The organism is Curtobacterium flaccumfaciens (assembly GCF_018598405.1).
Classification (GTDB): Bacteria; Actinomycetota; Actinomycetes; order Actinomycetales; family Microbacteriaceae; genus Curtobacterium; species Curtobacterium aurantiacum.
The window spans coordinates 228,241-245,209 of record NZ_JAHEWS010000001.1 but is presented as its reverse complement, the minus strand read 5'-3'; the positions used below and the strand labels follow the sequence as shown (position 1 = coordinate 245,209).

At 72.4% G+C, this 16,969-nt stretch carries 16 protein-coding genes; 11 read left to right on the top strand and 5 right to left on the bottom strand.

What is annotated here, in order from left to right; translation table 11 throughout:
* Position 1: 1 nt before the first annotated feature.
* The gene (locus KK097_RS01210; RefSeq protein ID WP_214543419.1) at positions 2-1,423 is read left to right on the top strand and encodes an L-serine ammonia-lyase; all 1,422 of its coding nucleotides are present in this window, start codon (positions 2-4) and stop codon (positions 1,421-1,423) included.
* Between the two features lie 16 nt (positions 1,424-1,439).
* On the opposite strand, the gene KK097_RS01205 is transcribed toward KK097_RS01210, so the two are convergent.
* From KK097_RS01205 to KK097_RS01185, 5 genes are read right to left on the bottom strand one after another with little or no spacing between them, the layout of a single operon-like run.
* Positions 1,440-2,276: a class II fructose-bisphosphate aldolase gene (locus KK097_RS01205; protein ID WP_214543418.1), complete on the bottom strand. Its 837-nt coding sequence runs from the start codon at positions 2,274-2,276 to the stop codon at positions 1,440-1,442.
* Positions 2,273-3,250: a 1-phosphofructokinase family hexose kinase gene (locus KK097_RS01200; protein WP_214543417.1), complete on the bottom strand. Its 978-nt coding sequence runs from the start codon at positions 3,248-3,250 to the stop codon at positions 2,273-2,275. Before KK097_RS01200 ends, KK097_RS01205 begins: the two co-directional genes overlap by 4 nt.
* Positions 3,247-4,365, bottom strand: coding sequence for an N-acetylglucosamine-6-phosphate deacetylase (nagA, locus tag KK097_RS01195; protein WP_214543416.1), 1,119 nt, complete (start codon positions 4,363-4,365; stop codon positions 3,247-3,249). Before nagA ends, KK097_RS01200 begins: the two co-directional genes overlap by 4 nt.
* Positions 4,362-5,267: an ROK family protein gene (locus KK097_RS01190; protein ID WP_214543415.1), complete on the bottom strand. Its 906-nt coding sequence runs from the start codon at positions 5,265-5,267 to the stop codon at positions 4,362-4,364. Before KK097_RS01190 ends, nagA begins: the two co-directional genes overlap by 4 nt.
* Complete coding sequence (locus KK097_RS01185) at positions 5,267-6,145, bottom strand: SIS domain-containing protein (RefSeq protein WP_214530605.1); 879 nt, start codon at positions 6,143-6,145, stop codon at positions 5,267-5,269. The genes KK097_RS01190 and KK097_RS01185 overlap by 1 nt, the downstream gene beginning before the upstream one ends.
* 133 nt (positions 6,146-6,278) lie before the next feature.
* On the opposite strand from KK097_RS01185, the gene KK097_RS01180 reads away from it, so the two are divergent.
* The 10 genes from KK097_RS01180 (at position 6,279) to KK097_RS01135 (ending at position 16,936) form a co-directional block, all read left to right on the top strand.
* Entirely contained in the window at positions 6,279-7,067 is a 789-nt protein-coding gene (locus tag KK097_RS01180; protein WP_250893250.1) for a DeoR/GlpR family DNA-binding transcription regulator, read from the top strand.
* A 147-nt stretch (positions 7,068-7,214) separates the two neighbouring features.
* The gene (locus KK097_RS01175; protein ID WP_214543414.1) at positions 7,215-8,438 is read left to right on the top strand and encodes a Gfo/Idh/MocA family protein; all 1,224 of its coding nucleotides are present in this window, start codon (positions 7,215-7,217) and stop codon (positions 8,436-8,438) included.
* Between the two features lie 23 nt (positions 8,439-8,461).
* Positions 8,462-9,784 carry an ABC transporter substrate-binding protein gene (locus tag KK097_RS01170; RefSeq protein WP_214543413.1) on the top strand — a complete coding sequence of 441 codons (1,323 nt, stop codon included), beginning with the start codon at positions 8,462-8,464 and terminating at the stop codon, positions 9,782-9,784.
* A 9-nt stretch (positions 9,785-9,793) separates the two neighbouring features.
* On the top strand, positions 9,794-10,771 hold the full coding sequence (locus KK097_RS17810; RefSeq protein WP_214543412.1) for a carbohydrate ABC transporter permease: 978 nt from the start codon (positions 9,794-9,796) through the stop codon (positions 10,769-10,771).
* Positions 10,768-11,628: a carbohydrate ABC transporter permease gene (locus KK097_RS01160; RefSeq protein WP_250896305.1), complete on the top strand. Its 861-nt coding sequence runs from the start codon at positions 10,768-10,770 to the stop codon at positions 11,626-11,628. The genes KK097_RS17810 and KK097_RS01160 overlap by 4 nt, the downstream gene beginning before the upstream one ends.
* Positions 11,625-12,398 (top strand): hypothetical protein, encoded by a 774-nt coding sequence (locus KK097_RS18525; RefSeq protein WP_214530600.1) that lies wholly within the window; start codon positions 11,625-11,627, stop codon positions 12,396-12,398. Before KK097_RS01160 ends, KK097_RS18525 begins: the two co-directional genes overlap by 4 nt.
* A gap of 34 nt (positions 12,399-12,432) precedes the next feature.
* On the top strand, positions 12,433-12,627 hold the full coding sequence (locus tag KK097_RS01150; protein WP_017887924.1) for a hypothetical protein: 195 nt from the start codon (positions 12,433-12,435) through the stop codon (positions 12,625-12,627).
* Positions 12,628-12,681: 54 nt separating this feature from the next.
* Positions 12,682-14,367 carry a bifunctional 3'-5' exonuclease/DNA polymerase gene (locus KK097_RS01145; RefSeq protein ID WP_214543411.1) on the top strand — a complete coding sequence of 562 codons (1,686 nt, stop codon included), beginning with the start codon at positions 12,682-12,684 and terminating at the stop codon, positions 14,365-14,367.
* A gap of 43 nt (positions 14,368-14,410) precedes the next feature.
* Complete coding sequence (locus tag KK097_RS01140) at positions 14,411-15,229, top strand: phosphatase PAP2 family protein (RefSeq protein WP_214543410.1); 819 nt, start codon at positions 14,411-14,413, stop codon at positions 15,227-15,229.
* A gap of 123 nt (positions 15,230-15,352) precedes the next feature.
* On the top strand, positions 15,353-16,936 hold the full coding sequence (locus KK097_RS01135) for a serine/threonine-protein kinase (RefSeq protein WP_214543409.1): 1,584 nt from the start codon (positions 15,353-15,355) through the stop codon (positions 16,934-16,936).
* Positions 16,937-16,969: the final 33 nt, after the last annotated feature.

Below are 16,969 nucleotides of genomic sequence, written 5' to 3'. Positions count from 1 at the left end.
CGTGCCGGTCTCCGTCTTCGATCTGTTCAGCGTCGGTGTCGGCCCCTCGAGCTCGCACACCGTCGGGCCGATGCGGGCCGGTGCCGAGTTCGCCGCCCTCGTCCGTGACCTCCCGGTCGCGTCCGTCGTGGTCGACCTGTACGGGTCCCTCGCATCGACCGGGCAGGGTCACGGCACCCTCGGCGCCGTCGTCGCCGGGCTCATGGGGTCGCACCCGGAGACCGTCGACCCCGATGCGATGGTCCTCGCGCTCGAGACCCTCGAGCGCGACGGTGTCCTGCGGCTCGACGGTCGTGCGACCGTGCCGTTCCGCCTCGCCGACATCGTCCTGCACCCCCTGACGATGCTGCCCCGACATCCCAACGCCATGCGGCTGCGCGCCCGTGACGCCGCGGGCACCGACCTGGCCGACGAGACGTACTACTCGATCGGTGGTGGGTTCATCGCCCGGGACGAGGAGGCCGAACCCCGGGGCCGCACGGATGCCGACGGCGCGTCGGCCGCTGTCGCCGGGGCCGCCATCCCCGTGGACGACACCGTGCCGTACCCGTTCTCGAGCGGTGCCGAGCTGCTCGCCGCCTGTGCGCGCTCGGGCCTGCCGATCAGCGGCGTCGCGCTCGCCAACGAGGCCGTCACCCGCTCGGTCCCCGAGGTCCGCTCCGGGCTGCTCGGCATCCACGGTGTGATGGAGTCGTGCGTCGAGCGCTCCGTGCTCCGCGGTGGCTGCCTGCCCGGCGGGCTCGACGTCCGACGTCGAGCCGCCACCTGGTACGAGCAGCTCACCCGCGAGGACCCCGACCACGACCCGCTGTTCGCGATGGAGTGGGTGAACCTCGTCGCCATGGCCGTCAACGAGGAGAACGCCACCGGTGGCCGCGTCGTCACCGCTCCGACGAACGGCGCCGCCGGCATCATCCCCGCGGTGCTGTACTACGTGCTCACGTACGTGCCGACGGTCTCCGGGGCCTCCACGGCGGAGCGGGACGACGCCGTGGTCCGGTTCCTGCTCACCGCCGGGGCGATCGGGTCGATCTACAAGGAACGGGCGTCGATCTCCGGAGCCGAGGTCGGGTGCCAGGGCGAGGTCGGGTCGGCCGCCTCGATGGCCGCGGCCGGGCTCGCCGAGGTCCTCGGCGGCACCCCGGAGCAGGTCGAGAACGCCGCCGAGATCGCGATGGAGCACAACCTCGGGCTGACCTGCGACCCGATTGGCGGCCTCGTGCAGATCCCGTGCATCGAGCGGAACGCGATCGCCGCGAACAAGGCCGTCAACGCCGCACGGATGGCCCTGCGCGGCGACGGGGTGCACCACGTCTCGCTCGACCAGGTCGTCGAGACGATGCGGCAGACCGGGGCGGACATGTCGTCGAAGTACAAGGAGACCGCGATGGGCGGGCTCGCGGTGAACGTCCCGCTCTGCTGAGCGTCGCGGTCGCGCCTCAGGCGTGCAGGAGCGTCAGCAGCCGTGCGGTCTCGGTGGCGATCGCGTCGCGGCCCGCCGACACGTACTTGCGCGGGTCGACGATGTCCGGCCGCTCGTCGAGCACGGTACGGAGCGCCCGGGTGAACAGGCCGTTCAGGTGCGTCGAGATGTTGATCTTCGTCATCCCGGCGTGCACGGCGCCGCGGAGTTCGTCGTCGGACAGACCCGAGGACCCGTGCAGCACGAGCGGCACCGGCACCGTGGCACGGAGCCGCTCGACGAGGTCACGGTCCACCGAGGCCTCGCGCGTCTGCATCGCGTGCGAGGTCCCCACCGCGACCGCCAGGGCATCGACCCCGGTGTCGGCCACGAACGCGGCGGCGTCGGTCGGATCGGTCCGGACGCCCGGCGCGTGCACGCCGTCCTTGCCGCCGACCTCACCGAGCTCCGCCTCGATCGCGACGCCGGCGACGTGGCAGCGCTCGGCGAGTTCGCGGGTCGCAGCCACGTTGGCCGCGAAGTCCAGGTGCGAACCGTCGTACATGATCGAGTCGACGCCGAGGTCGACCCCGGCGACGACGAGTTCCGGGTCCTCGATGTGGTCGAGGTGCACGAGGACCTCGACGTCGGCGGCGCGGGCGATGGCCTGGGTCGCGGTCGTGATCGGTGCGAGACCGCCGTGGTACCGGACGCAGTTCTCACTGATCTGCAGGATGACCGGCAGTCCGGCCAGTTCGGCGCCGGACACGATCGCCTCGGCGTGCTCGAGCAGGACGACGTTGAACGCGCCGACGCCGCGGCGGGCCGAGCGGGCGGTGTCGAGCAAGCCGGTGAGGGCGAGGTCGGTGATCATGCTGGGGTCCTCGTTCGGTCGTGGGCGGGATCGGGCGGGGTGGACAGGAACCGGTCGACGTCGGCCGGGTCGACCTCGCCCGCCACCGGTCGGAGGACGGCGGCGGCCCCGAACGCTGCGGCCGACCGCAGTGCGCGGAGCAGGGTCGCGTCGTCGGTTGCGATGTCGGTCTCGGCACTCGTGAGGGCACGGACGAGCCCGGCGGTCGCGGCGTCACCGGCACCGGTCGGGTTGCCCGAGACCCCCGCGACCGCCGGGACCTCGAGGACGTGCTGGGTGGTGTGGGCGGCGATGCCCTCCGAGCCGCGTGAGACCACGACGACGGTCGCGCCGAGTCCGAGGAGACGGAGTGCCCCGGCGCGTTCGTCGTCGGTGCCGGTGGCGTCGAGCAGTTCCTCGCGGTTGGGCTTGCAGACGGTCACGCCGGCCGAAGCGGCTGCCACCAGTGCCGCACCGGAGCAGTCGACCACGGAGGGGACGCCACTTCGGCGAGCGGCGGCGACCCAGCGGGCGACGACCGCGGGATCGGTGTCCCGGGGCAGGGAACCGGACACGACCAGGGCAGTGGCGTGGGGGGCACCGGATGCACCGCCGTCGAGCAGCGTTCCGACCGCGGTGGTGACGGCGTCCCACTCGTCCGGGCTGAGCACGGGTCCGGGCTCACCGAACATCGTCGGGTGTGCGAGGTCGTCCACCACCGTCACGGTCGTGCGGGTCTCGCCGAGCACGTCGACGTCGGTGTGGGCGAGTCCGAGGGCGTCGAGGGTGTGGCTGATCCAGCGCCCGCCGTCGCCGCCGAGGGGCAGCACGGCGTGGGTCGGGACTCCGGTGGCCGCGAGGACCCGGCCGACGTTCAGCCCCTTGCCGCCGGGTCGCCGCTGGACCTCGAGCACGCGCTGGGTCTCGCCGATGCGCTGTTCGGCGACCCGGTAGGTCACGTCGACCGCCGGGTTCGGGGTGACGACGAGGATCACGCGACCACCGCCGTCGGCAGGGCTCGGACGCTGCCGTGCACCGGGTCGACCACGAGCAGGTCCGCCGGGGCACCCACGCTGAGCGGTGCCGGCGACCCGAGCAGCTGCGCCGCACGCCCCGCGGACGCGGCCACGACCTCGGGAAGGGGTGTCCCCGCCTCGAGCAGGTGGCGGACCGCGTCGGCGACCGTGATCGTGCTGCCCGCCAGCGATGAGCCGTCGGCGAGGACGGCGACACCGTCACGGACGGACACTGCCGACCCGGCGACCGTGTAGGAGCCGTCCGGGCAACCGGTGGCGGCCATGGCGTCCGAGACCAGGACCATCCGACCCGGAGCGCTGCGCTGGACGACGTCGACGGTCACCGGGTCGAGGTGGTGCCCGTCGACGATGCACTCGAGCAGCACACGGTCGTCGGACAGGGCGACCCCGACCGGCCCGGGTGCACGGTGGTGGAGCGGCGGCATCCCGTTGAACAGGTGGGTGACGAGCGAGGCACCGGCGTCGATCGCGCGGCGGGTCTGCTCGGCGGTGGCGTCGGTGTGGCCGATGGCGACGACGATCCCGGCCGCGACGAAGCGGGCGACGGCGTCGAGCGCGCCCGGGAGCTCCGGTGCCAGCGTGACGATCCGCAGTGCGCCGTCCGCTGCGTCGCAGTAGGCGTCGACCTCGGCCGGCTCCGGTGCGTGCAGCAGGTCGACGCGGTGAGCCCCGCGCCGGGCCGGAGCGAGCCACGGCCCCTCCAGGTGCAGTCCGGCGAGCGTGCCGTCCGCCACGAGCGGCCGGAGTCGTGTGAGGGCTGCGACGGTGTCCGCGCGCTCCCCCGTGGCGACCGACCCGACCAGGGTGGTGGTGCCGCGCGACCGGTGGTGCGCGGCGGCGGCGCGGGCGTCCTCGGCGGAGCACCCGGCGAAGTCGTGCCCCAGGGCCCCGTGGGCGTGCAGGTCGACGAACCCGGGCAGGACCGCGCCGTCGACCGTGACGGCGGTGTCCGTGCGCATCGGGGACCCGGTGCCGGTCGCCAGGACGGTGTCGTCGTCGCCGATGACGAGCCAGCCGTCGTGCAGGTCGGCTCCGGCCGTCACGATGCGCGGGGCGCGGACGAGGGTCGTCACAGCAGGACCCCCGTGTCGAGCAGCGCCCGTGCGAGGAGCCCCGCGCCGATGGCACCGGCTGCATCGCCGTGCCGGGCCGGGGCGATGACGGGGACGCGGACGCCCTGGAGGCGTGCCGTCACGGCGGCGCGCAGCGGGTCGAGCAGCAGCGGGCCGGACTCGGCGAGTCCCCCGCCGACGATGATCGTGTGGCAGCCGGCGACCGCGGTGGTCCAGGCGAGGGCATCGGCGAGCACCCCGACGCAGTCGTCCCAGACGGCGGTGGCTGCGGGGTCGCCGTCGCGGACCCGGAGCATCACGGCGTGCGCGGACGGAGCCCCGGCACGGCGTGCGACTCCCCCGGCGGACGCGATCTCCTCGACGCGGCTGCCCGCGTGCGGCCCGCTCTGGATCCGGACCTGTCCGATCTCCCCGGCCCAGCCACCGCCGGGGACGACGGCGCCGTCGACCACGAGGGCGCTCGCCAGCCCGGTGCCGACCGGCACGAAGGAGACCGACCCCCGAGCGAGTTCGGGGTCGCCGGCGCGGACCTCGGCCAGTGCGCCGGCGCGGACGTCGTGGCCGAAGGCGAGCGGGACGTCGATCCCCCGACGCAGGAGTTCGGCGCGGACGACACCACGCACGGGCACGTCCCGCCATCCGAGGTTGACCGACAGGACCACGGTGCCGCGGGTCTCCTCGACGACGCCCGGGGTCACCAGTCCGATCGCCCCGAGCGGCGTGCGCTGCGAGGCCCGTACAGCCAGTTCGGCGACGACCGTGGCGAGCCGTCCGCCGTCCGGGTCGTCGCGAGGCGTCGGTACCCGGGTCTCGTCGAGGACGAGTCCGTCGGCATCCGTCAGCCGGGCCTTGATGCCCGTGCCGCCGACGTCGACGCCGAGCACCGCGCCTGCGCCGCCCATCAGGTGAGGATGACCGACCGGGTCAGCGACCGGGGGTTGTCCGGGTCGAGGCCGCGCCCTTCGGCCAGGGCGACGGCGAACCGGTGCACCACGACGAGTCCGGCGATCGGGTCGAGGTCGTGCTGGACGAAGCGGGCGCCGGTGGCTGCGACCTCGTCGGCCAGGCCGTCGGGTGCGGCACCGAGCGACCACACGAGCCGGCCGGGCTGCGCGATCGCGATGGGTCCGTGCCGGTAGTCCATCGCCGGGTAGGACTCCGCCCAGAACTGTGCGGCCTCACGCGTCTTCAGCGCGGCCTCGAACGTCAGGCCGACGGCGGCACCACGACCGACGAACGAGACCTGCTCGGCGTCGAGCAGGTCGTCGATGGGCAGCGTGAGCGCGGTCTCGGCCTGGGCCGCGAGCGCGTCGACGTCGTCACCGATGGACGCCCGCAGCAGCGCGAGCGCCGTGGTGGCGAAGCGGGTCTGGACGACCGAGCGCTCGTCGGCGAAGGGCAGCGCGACCACCTGGTCGGCGACGGCTGCGGCGGGGCTGTCTGCGACGGCGGTGATCAGGACGGTCCGCTGGGACGGCAGGGCCTGCAGCAGGTCGACGATCTCGGTCGTCGTGCCCGAGCGGCTGATCGTGAGCACGCGGTCGTACTCACGGGACGCGGGGTACTCGGACCCGGCGAAGGCGTCGGTCACGCCGAGGCCTGCCTGCTCACGTGCGACGGCGTAGCTCATGGCGATGAACCAGCTCGTACCGCAGCCGACCACGGCCACGCGTTCGCCCGGCTGGGGGAGCGCGTCGGCGAACGTCGGCAGGAGTGCGGCGGCTGCGCGCCAGGTCTCCGGCTGCGAGGCCAGTTCAGCGCTCACGAAGGTGTCGGTCATGGGAGCCTTCCGGGTCCGGATCGATCCGGGTGATCGATGATCAGGAAGCGTAGCGAGCGATCGTGCGCAAGGGAAGGGCAAAACGTCATTTCCGATCACCGGGCGTCGGTGGCGACGCCGTAGGATGACGGGCATGACCCCCCAACAGCGGCTCAACGCCCTGCTCGAACTGGTGAGCGAACGCGGCAACGTGTCGATCGCCGAGATCGGGGAGCTGCTCGGGATCTCCGCCGCGACGGCCCGACGCGACCTCGCCATGCTGGCCGACCAACGGCTCGTCACGCGCACGCACGGGGGAGCGGCAGCACTCGGCGCCGGGTACGAGCTGCCGCTGCAGTACAAGATCGCCCGCCAGGCCGAGGCCAAGACGGCGATCGCCCGTGCCGCGGCCCGGCTGGTGCAGCCCGGCGAGACGGTCGGGCTGAACGGCGGGACGACGACGACCGAGGTCGCGCGTGAACTCGGCAAGAGCGAGCGGTTCATCCGCGCCGACGGCGAGTTCGGCATCACGATCGTGACGAACGCCCTGAACGTCGGGTACGAGCTCTCCGTCCGCGCGAACGTCAAGATCGTGGTCACCGGCGGTGTCGCCAGGCGGCAGTCCTACGAGCTCGTCGGGCCGCTGGTCCGGGACACCCTCGACGAGTTCGCCCTCGACCTCGTGGTCCTCGGCGTCGACGGGCTCACCGGGCAGTACGGGGCGACGACCATGCACGAGGGCGAGGCCGAGGTCAGCCGGCACTTCGCCTCGGTCGGGCGACGCGTGGTCGTTGTCGCCGACTCCACGAAGATCGAACGCGCGACCTTCGCCCGGATCTGCCCGCTGGACCGCATCGACGTCCTGGTCACGGACCAGCCGGTGCCGTCGTCGTTCGCCGCCGACCTCTCGGCCGCCGGCGTGGAGCTCGTCGTCGCGGACTGACCGTTCTGCCCGCCCCGGCGGGACCGGACCCGACGTTTCCATCGTGTAAAACCCTGCTCGGCGTGGATGCGTGAGCGATCCGTGAGCGCCTATTGTGCATTCATGATCGATTCGGCATCATGGTCGTCACATTCACGCAAGGGAGCGATGAGCATGGGCGCTGACAACGCAGGACTCCGCGTCGCGGTGATCGGGATGGGCCAGCGGTCCGCCATCGCGCGGCACGTGGCCGACGCCACGGCCACCGACCCGGCGCTGGCCGCACGGGTCGTCGCCGTCGCGGACGTCACCGCGGCGGGCCGGGAGCGTGGGCACGCCGAGTACCCGGACGCCGTGGTGGTCGGACACCACCGCGACCTCACCGGCCACGTGGACGCCGCGATCGTCACCACGCCGGACTGGACCCACGCCGAGATCGCGATCGACCTGCTCCGCGCGGGGATCGCCGTCTACCTCGAGAAGCCACTGGCCATCACGGTCGAGGACGCCGACGCGGTGCTGAACACCGCGGCCGAGACCGGGACGCCGCTGTACGTCGGCCACAACTTCCGGCACGCCGCCGTGGTCCGCCTGATGCGCGAGGTCATCGCCCGTGGCGAGATCGGCGAGGTCAAGGCCGTCTGGTGCCGGCACTTCGTCGGCAACGGCGGTGACTACTACTTCAAGGACTGGCACGCCGACCGCACCAAGGTGAACTCCCTGCTCCTGCAGAAGGCGAGCCACGACCTCGACGTGATCCACGCCCTCGGCGGTGGCGACACGGCCCGCGTCGTCGGCATGGGCTCGCTGTCCGTGTACGGCGAGGTGACCGATCGGCGCGACCGCAGCGGTGAGCTCATGGGGGACTGGTTCTCCCACGACAACTGGCCGCCGCTCGCCCAGACCGGGCTCAACCCCGTCGTCGACGTCGAGGACGTCTCGATGGTGATGATGACGCTCGACAACGGCGTGCAGGCCAGCTACGAGCAGTGCCACTTCACCCCCGACTACTGGCGGAACTACACCGTCATCGGCACCGAGGGGCGTCTCGAGAACATCGGCGACACCGGCGGCGGCGTCGTGAAGGTCTGGACCCACCGACGCGGCTGGGACACCGCGGGGGACCGGGAGTACCCGATCGACGGCGTCGAGGACGGCCACGCCGACGCCGACCTGCTCACCATGACCGAGTTCCTGCGGTCCGTCGCCCTCGGCGAACCGGCGGAGCTCTCCCCGATCGCGGCCCGCGCCGCGGTCGCCGCCGGCGCGCTGGCCACGCGCTCGCTCCGCACCGGGTCCGTCCCCATCGACGTCCCGCCGCTGCCGGCCGAGACCATCGCGCACTTCACCCACCCCACCACCACCCACCCCGCCCAGACCGTCGGCTCCTGACGGCCGTGCGAAAGGACCTCCCGATGACCGCACACATGCCCACCCGAGGAACCGGCGTGCGCCGCGCCCTCCTCGGTGCCGTCGCCGCACTCGGCGCGGCCGCACTCCTCGCCGGCTGCTCCTCGTCGTCCGGGGCGTCGAGCTCCGGCGACTACGAGGCCGCGCCGAAGGACACCAAGGCGTCCCTGACGTACGCCGTCTGGGACGAGAACCAGGTCAAGGCGATCAAGGCCAACCTGAAGGGCTTCAACGAGGAGTACCCGGACATCAAGGTCAGCGTCGACGTCACGCCGTACGCCAACTACTGGACGAAGCTGCAGACGCAGGGCTCGAGCAACACGCTGCCCGACCTGTTCTGGATGAACGGCCCGAACTTCCAGCTCTACGCAGCCAACGGCAAGCTCGCGCCGATCACCGGCGAGGTCGAGTCCGGTGACATCGACGCGTCGAAGTACTCGAGCGCGCTCAACGACCTGTACACGTACGAGGACACCCAGTACGGCGTGCCGAAGGACTTCGACACCATCGGTGTCTGGGTCAACAAGTCGCTGTTCGAGCAGGCCGGCATGGACCTGCCGTCGAAGGACTGGACCTGGGACGACTTCCAGCAGACCAGCGCCGAACTGTCCGAGAAGCTCAAGGCGAAGGGCGCCTACGGGGCGGCCGGCGGCATGGACGGGCAGACCACGTACTACAACACGATCCTGCAGGCCGGGGGAGCGGTCCTGAACGCGGACGGCACGGAGTCCGAGTACGCCACGAAGGCCTCCGAGGACGGCCTGCGGTTCTGGACCGACCTGATCGACTCCGGCGCCTCGCCGTCGATCAAGCAGCTCACCGACACCACCGCCGACCAGTGGTTCACCTCGGGCAAGCTCGCGATGTACCAGGGCGGCAGCTGGTTCCGATCGGCCCTGACCGGCACCGAGCTCGAGCAGGACGTCGTCGCCTACCCGCTGCCGAAGGGCAAAGAGCAGGCGACCGTCATCCACGGCGTCTCGAACGTCGTGTCCGAGGCGAGCAAGGACAAGGCCGCGGCGCAGGCGCTGCAGGTCTACCTCGCGGGCAAGACGGCCCAGCAGCAGCAGGGCGACATGGGCGCGGTCATCCCCGCGTACGAAGGCACGCAGGGCGCGTTCACGAAGACGATGCCCGACGCGGACCTGCAGGTGTTCCTCGACGCGGTCGACTACGCGAAGCCGCTGCCGGTGTCGAAGAACACCGCCGCGTGGAACACCCTCGAGACCACCCTGCTGCCGAGCGCCTTCGACGGGTCGAAGCCCGTCGACCAGGTGGCGGAGGACCTCGCACAGAAGATGGACGCCGCCCTCGCCAAGGAGAAGTAGGTCCCACCCGTGACGATCAACACCGAGCGGCCCCCGGCCGCAGCCACCCCCGCCCGGACGACGCGTTCGTCCGGGCGGGGTGCCCCCGGCCCACGAGCCGACGGCGGGCGAGCACCGCGACGGACCGACGGCTGGTGGCCGTGGCTCTTCGTCCTCCCGCTGCTCGTCGGAATCGGCACCTTCTACATCTGGCCGATCATCCAGACGTTCTGGTACTCGTTCACCAGCTGGGGCGTCTTCGGCGGAGCGACGTTCACCGGGGTCGCGAACTACGTCCGGCTGGTCGGCGACCCGCAGCTGTACCAGTCGCTGCTCAACACGGTGATCTACACGCTCGTCGTCCTCGCCGGCATCCCGATCGCGGTGTGGCTCGCCAGCCTGCTGAACACCCCGGGGCTGCGGTTCGCCCAGTTCTACCGGGTGCTCTTCTTCCTGCCGTACGTCGCCATGCCCGCGGCGATCGCCCTGGTCTGGCGGATCATGTACAACGGCGACTACGGCATCGTGAACTGGTTCCTCGGGAACTTCGGCATCGACGGCCCGTACTGGATCTCGACGCCCGGGTTCGCGCTCGTCGCGGTGAGCCTCGTCGGCCTCTGGTCGTCCCTCGGGTTCTCGATGATCATCCTCGGCGCCGGACTCAAGGACATCCCGCCGGAACTCTACGAGGCCGCGGAGCTCGACGGCGCGAGCCGGTGGCGGCAGTTCCGGTCGGTGACCGTGCCCCTGCTCAGCCCGAGCATCTTCTTCGTGGTGATCGTCACGACGATCTCGAGCTTCCAGCTCTTCGACCTGCTGTACGCCATCCTCGGCAGCACCAACCCGGTGATCCCGAAGACGATGTCGCTCGTCTTCTACTTCTACAGCGCCGGGTTCATCGACAACGACAAGGGCTTCGCGGCCGCGATCGCCATGGTGATCTTCCTGCTCATCGGCATCGTCACGCTCGTGCAGTTCCGCGTCCAACGGAAGTGGGTGCAGGGATGACCGCCACCGTCACACCTCCTCGGGCCGCACGTCGGCCGGGCCGTCGCGGCGGCAGCCACTGGTGGATCCACGTCGTCCTCGGCATCGGCGGGTTCGCGATGGCGTTCCCGTTCCTGTGGCAGATCATCATGTCGTTGTCCACGAACACGCAGGTGCAGTCCGTCACGCCGGTCTTCTGGCCGGGCGAGCTGCAGTGGCAGAACTACGCGCAGGTCTTCGAACGCCTGCCGTTCCTCAGTCAGCTCGGCACGTCGGTGTACGTCACGATCATCCGGACGCTCGCGCAGATCGTCCTCTGCACGCTCGCCGGGTACGCCTTCGCGCGGATGCGGTTCCGCGGCCGGGCGGCCCTGCTCGCGATCGTGCTGTCGATCCTGCTCGTGCCCTCGCAGGTCTACCTGATCTCGCAGTACCAGATCGTGCAGGGGCTGGGCTGGCTCGACACCCTGATGGGGATCGTGGCGCCCGGACTGTTCAGCGCGTTCGGCACCTTCCTGATGCGGACCGCGTTCCTGAACATGCCGCCCGAGCTCGAAGAGGCCGCGCGGATGGACGGCGCGAACCCGTTCCAGACGTTCTGGCGGATCATGCTGCCCCTGGCCCGGCCCTCGATCAGCGTGCTCGCGATCACGACCGTGCTGTGGTCGTGGAACGAGCTGCTCTGGCCGCTCGTGGTCTCCACCCGAGCCGAGGACATGCCCCTCGCGGCTGGCCTGGCGACGCTGTCCAGCGACCGCACGATCGACTACCCGGTGCTGATGGCCGCCAGCCTGATGGCGATGGCGCCGGTGCTCATCATGTTCGTCGTGCTGCAGCGTCGGGTGATGGACGGGCTCGCGTCGTCCGGTCTGAAGTGACCCCCGCGACCCCCGGCCTGGAGGCCCGTCCCGCGTCCGTCGCGGTCCTCGCCGCCGCCGTGGGGTCACCGGACGACTCCGCCACGGTGGCGGCCGCGCTGGCCGCCACCGTGGCCGACGCCCGACCCGCGGAGCGGGACGCGCTGCTGGTCGCAGCGCTCCGCGCCGCCGTGCCGGACACCGCCGTCGCCCTCGCGGAGCGAGGGTTCCCGCGGAGCCTGGCCGAGGCGTCGGTCGCCGACGTCGACCGGAAGCTCGCACGCTACGGGCTGCAGGGCACGGGGCTGGAGTGGCTCGTCGCGGTGGCGACCGGGCGCGTGGTGGCCGTGGGGCGCCTCCAGTTCGAACTCGGCGACCACCTGGCGGACGGCACGCCTGCCTGGGGCGTGCACGTGCCGGAGACCGGCCCGCTCGACCCCGCCGCCTGTGACCGGTCGTTCGCCCGCGCACCCGAGGTCCTGCGTGGCCTCGCGCCGCAGCTCGCCGCGGACCGGTGGCAGTGCCGCTCCTGGATGCTCGATCCGGGGCTGCCCGCCGCGCTCGGTCCCGACGCCAACCTCGTGCGCTTCGCCCGGCGCTTCCGCCTCGTCGCGCCAGGGGAGCACGACGCGACCGAGGGGGACGCCAGCGTGGCCAAGTTCGTCTTCGGGGTCCCGCTGGTGACCGCACGTGCCGCGGCGCCGACCGGCCGGTTGCGTGCGGCCGTGCTCGACCGGTGGGCGAGCGGCGCGCACTGGACCGAACGGACCGGCACCGCACCGGTGACCTGATCACCCGACGCCGAGGCCGCGTACCGTGCACGGCATGACGAAGCCCGACCACGACCACCTCGACGACGGCGTCGACATGACCTTCGAGGAACGCCGGCAGGACACGTTCCGCCGCATGTCCGGATCCGACGAGCACGACGCCGATCCGCGGGTCGAGGTCTCCCGTGCCGAGGACGGCGACGTCCGCATCGACGTCGCCGACACCGCGGCGGTCCGACCCGGCGAGTGACGCCCGTTCCTGCCCTGGTCCGTCGGGGTCGGTGGGGCACGGCATGATCGTGTCGTGCACCTCGTCCTCCGCCGCGTCGACGGCGGCGTCCTCGCGACGCCCCTGACCGACGCGGGGACCGCCGGGGGCGAGCCGGTCCGCCTGGACGAGCCGGGCCTCCCGGCCTTCGTCGCGGCCCACGACGCACCGGGCGTGCGCTGGGTGTGGGACGACACCGCGCGCTGGTACCCGGCCGTGCTGGCCGCGGGCGGCCGGGTCGGTCGCTGCGTCGACCTGCGGCTCGGTCGTCGCGTGCTGCGTGCTGCGCTCGCAGCACGGGGGTCAGCGCTGGCCGCGGCACCCCCCGATGCCCTCGACGCGCCCGTCGCGGAGGCCCGGGTCGTCCGGCCGACGCAGGCCCAGCTCTTCGACGACGCCCTGTTCACCGCCTCCGTGCCGGACGACGAGGTCGACCCGGTCGCGGAGTTCCGGGCGCAGCTCGCCGCCGTGGCCGGGTCGACCGCTCCCGGAGCGCTCCGCCTGCTGCTCACCGCCGAGTCCGCAGGGGCCCTCGTCGCGGCCGAGATGTTGCACGCCGGATTGCCGTGGCGCGCCGACGTGCACGAGCGCCTGCTCGAGGACGCCCTCGGACCGCGCGTGCCCTACGGCGTCCGGCCGCGTCGCCTCGAGGAGATCGCCGCCGTCGTGCGCGAGCGCCTCGACGACCCCGGGCTCAACCCGGACTCGCCCGCCGACGTCCTGAAGGCGCTCCGCCGGGTCGGCCTGATGGTCACCAGCACCCGGAAGTGGGAGCTGCAGGAGATCGAGCACCCCGTCATCGAGCCGCTGCTCGAGTACAAGCGGCTGGCACGGCTGCTCACCGCCAACGGTTGGACCTGGCTGGACGACTGGATCCGCGACGGCCGGTTCCACCCGAAGTACGTCGTCGGTGGCGTCGTCACCGGGCGCTGGGCGGCCGACGGTGGGGGAGCGATGCAGTTGCCGAAGGGCATCCGCGGGGCGGTCGTCGCCGACCCGGGGTGGAAGCTCGTCGTGGCCGACGCCGCGCAGCTGGAGCCCCGGGTGCTCGCCGCGATGTCCGGCGACCGGGCGATGGCGGCGGCCGGCGACGGGCGCGACCTGTACGACGGCGTGGTTGCCTCGGGCGCCGTCGAGACCCGGCAGCAGGCGAAGGTGGCGATGCTCGGCGCGATGTACGGGGCGACCCAGGGCGAGGGCGGTCGGCTCGTGCCACGCCTGGTCCGGGCGTTCCCGCAGGCGCTCGACATGGTGGAACGGGCCGCACGGGCGGGGGAGCGCGGTGAACCCGTGACGACGCTGCTCGGGCGGACCTCGCCGGTGCCCGAGGACTCGTGGTTCGAGGCGCGGAACCAGGCGTACACGGTCGAGGGCACACCGGCGATGCAGCGTGCGGTCGAGTCCCGTGCCCGGAGCTGGGGGCGGTTCACCCGGAACTTCGTGGTGCAGGGGACCGCCGCGGAGTGGGCGCTCGCGTGGATGGGGTCCCTGCGGTCACGGTTGCTCGCGCGGTTCCCCGGCGCGGTGACGGACGGGCCGCACCTGGTGTTCTTCGTGCACGACGAGATCGTGGTGCACGCGCCGGCGGAGCACGCCGAGTGGGTGGCGCAGCAGATCCGGGAGGCCGCGGTCGATGCCGGACGGCTGTTGTTCCAGGACTTCCCGGTGACGTTCCCACTGTCGGTCGGGGTGGTGGGGGCGTACTCGGAGGCGAAGGACTGACGCGGCCGGGACGGCTCCCGGCGGCTTCGGGCAGGGTGGACGGATGCACACCGAACACGGGGACGCCGCCGACCGCACCGTCGGCGAAGTCGACCTGACCCGCTGGCGCTCCCGTGCCGGCCGCAGTGTCGCCGGTGCGTGGACCGCGCTCGGCAAGCGCTTCGGGGCCATGCCGCTCCTGCTGTTGACGCTCGCCATCGGGCTGGGTGTCGCCGTCCTCGCCACGTGGATCGCCTCCGAGGTCTACGACGCCGTCCGTGAAGCCGACGACGTCGCGGTGCTCGACCGACCCGTCCTCGACTGGGCGCTCACACTCCGATCACCCACGGCGGACACCCTCGTCACCTGGTGGACCGACATCGCGGGGACGATCGGGATGCCGATCGTCGCGCTCGGGTTCCTGGTCGGCTTCACGATCCAGCGCCGTGCGTGGACGCCGCTGGTGCTCCTGGTCGCCGCGAGCGGTGGTTCGCTGCTCATGACGATCGCGGGCAAGGACCTCATCGGTCGGGCTCGTCCGCCGCTGTCCGACGCGGTGCCGCCGTACGAGACGTCGCCGTCGTTCCCGTCGGGGCACACGCTCAACTCCACGGTGATCGTGGGCACCATCGTGTACCTGCTGCTCCTGCGGCAGTCGCGCGTCGTCACCCGGGTGTGGACGATCGTCGTGGGCACCCTGTTCGTGCTGTCGGTCGGGGCGTCGCGGGTGTTCCTCGGGCACCACTGGCTGACCGACGTGCTGGCGGCGTGGGCGCTCGGGCTCGCCTGGCTCGCCCTCGTGATCACGGCGCACCGGTTGTACCTGACGGCGCTTCACCGCGGTGCCGAGCCCGCGCCGGACGTCGACCGCATCACCTCGTGAGCAGAAGACGTCGGGTCGTTCGGCCGCACCCGACATCTTCTGCTCACGAAGTCGCCAAGCCCCGCCCCGCGCACCCGGCCCAACGGCAGAGCGCCGTCAGCCGCGACCGGTAGGTTGCCGGGCATGGAAGAACGGGTCTTCGGCGGCAGGTACCGCGTCACGGGCACGCTCGGACACGGTGGCATGGCGTCCGTGTACCGGGCGGTCGACGAGCAGCTCGGTCGCGAGGTCGCGGTCAAGGTGTTCCGCATCGGCCCCGTCGACCGCGGTGAGCGCGCCCGCGCCGAGGCGGAGATCCAGACCCTCGCGACGCTGCGTGCCCCGGAACTCGTCACGCTCTACGACGCCGCACTCGACGACGTCGACGGTGACTCGTACCTCGTCATGGAGCTCGTGCCGGGCAGCGACCTCGCCACCCGTCTGCGCGAAGGGCCCCTCGACCCCGCGACCGCCGCCCGCCTGGGTGCGCAGGTCGCCGACGGCCTGGCCGCCGTGCACGCGCAGGGGATCGTCCACCGTGACGTGAAGCCCGCGAACGTGCTGCTCGAGAGCGACGGCCGGCACGTCAAGCTCGCCGACTTCGGGATCGCCCTGCTCCGGGACGCCTCACGCGTGACGGGGACGGGGACCGTGATGGGGACGGCCGCGTACCTGGCCCCGGAGCAGGTCCTGGCGAAGGAGATCACCGGCAAGGCCGACGTCTACTCGCTCGGGCTCGTGCTGCTCGAGTGCATGACCGGTCGTCAGCCGTTCCCGGGCAGCGCCGTCGAGTCGGCCACCGCTCGGCTCACCCGTTCGCCCGAGATCGACCGGCAGCTGCCCACGGCCTGGCGCACCCTGCTGCACGTGATGACGGCGCAGGACCCGGCGGAGCGACCGACCGCTGCCGAGGCCGCCGAGCGTCTGCGTGCGCTGGGCCGTGACGAGCCGACGAACGCCACGCAGCTCCTGCCCGGCACACCCGGCGCGGTGACCGCAGCGGCTGCCGGTGCGGCGGGTGCCGCAGTCGGGGCCGGTGCCGCAGCCGCCGCGAACGCCGACGACCGGACGCAGGCGATGGCGGCGAGCGAACTGCCGAACGGCGGCGCGCGTCCTGGCGACGACGCCACGCGTGTCCTCGACACCCAGCGGCCGAACCCCGCCGACGACGTCTCGACGACCGTCCTCGGTGCCCAGGCGAACGACCGCGGCGCATCGGGTCCGAGCGGGCCGACCCCGCCGCCGGTCGCGCCCCGCCCGGTCCGGGGCGATCTGCCAGACGACCAGCCGGAGAAGAAGAAGCGCGGGCCGCTCGTCGCCGCCATCGTCGTGATCGTCCTGGTGCTCATCGGCATCGGGGTCGCGGTGTTCGCCCTGAACGGCGACGACGACGGCACACCGGCCCCGACGGACACCACCTCGACGGCTCCGACCGAGCAGCAGCCGAGCGAGGACCCGGGCGAGGAGCAGCAGCCGAGCGAACCGGCCGAGGAGCAGCCGTCACAGCCTGAGCAGCAACCGTCGCAGCCTGCCGAGCAGCCGAGCGAGGAGCCGAGCGAACCGACCGAGCCGGAGCAGCCCACGCAGGACCCGCCCGTCGGCCCCGAGCCGAGCGCCCCGGCGTCGAACCCCGTGCAGGAGCCGCAGGACGGCACCGGCGCGGTCGACACCTCGTCGGACACCGCTCCCGGCAAGTCCGGCAGCGCCCCAGGGAAGAACAAGGACTGACACGCTGGGGTTTTCGTCCAGTCCCTGGAGCAA

Bases quoted from the DNA above. Each gene is read 5' to 3' on its own strand.
- KK097_RS01205 (WP_214543418.1), bottom strand. From the start codon at position 2,276: ATGATCACCGACCTCGCCCTCACCGGCTTGCTCGACACCGCCCGCTCG.
- KK097_RS01190 (WP_214543415.1), bottom strand. From the start codon at position 5,267: ATGGGCGGCGCAGGCGCGGTGCTCGGCGTCGACGTCGGCGGCACGGGC.
- KK097_RS01185 (WP_214530605.1), bottom strand. From the start codon at position 6,145: ATGACCGACACCTTCGTGAGCGCTGAACTGGCCTCGCAGCCGGAGACC.
- KK097_RS01180 (WP_250893250.1), top strand. From the start codon at position 6,279: ATGACCCCCCAACAGCGGCTCAACGCCCTGCTCGAACTGGTGAGCGAA.
- KK097_RS01175 (WP_214543414.1), top strand. From the start codon at position 7,215: ATGAGCATGGGCGCTGACAACGCAGGACTCCGCGTCGCGGTGATCGGG.
- KK097_RS01170 (WP_214543413.1), top strand. From the start codon at position 8,462: ATGACCGCACACATGCCCACCCGAGGAACCGGCGTGCGCCGCGCCCTC.
- KK097_RS01160 (WP_250896305.1), top strand. From the start codon at position 10,768: ATGACCGCCACCGTCACACCTCCTCGGGCCGCACGTCGGCCGGGCCGT.
- KK097_RS01150 (WP_017887924.1), top strand. From the start codon at position 12,433: ATGACGAAGCCCGACCACGACCACCTCGACGACGGCGTCGACATGACC.
- KK097_RS01140 (WP_214543410.1), top strand. From the start codon at position 14,411: ATGCACACCGAACACGGGGACGCCGCCGACCGCACCGTCGGCGAAGTC.
- KK097_RS01135 (WP_214543409.1), top strand. From the start codon at position 15,353: ATGGAAGAACGGGTCTTCGGCGGCAGGTACCGCGTCACGGGCACGCTC.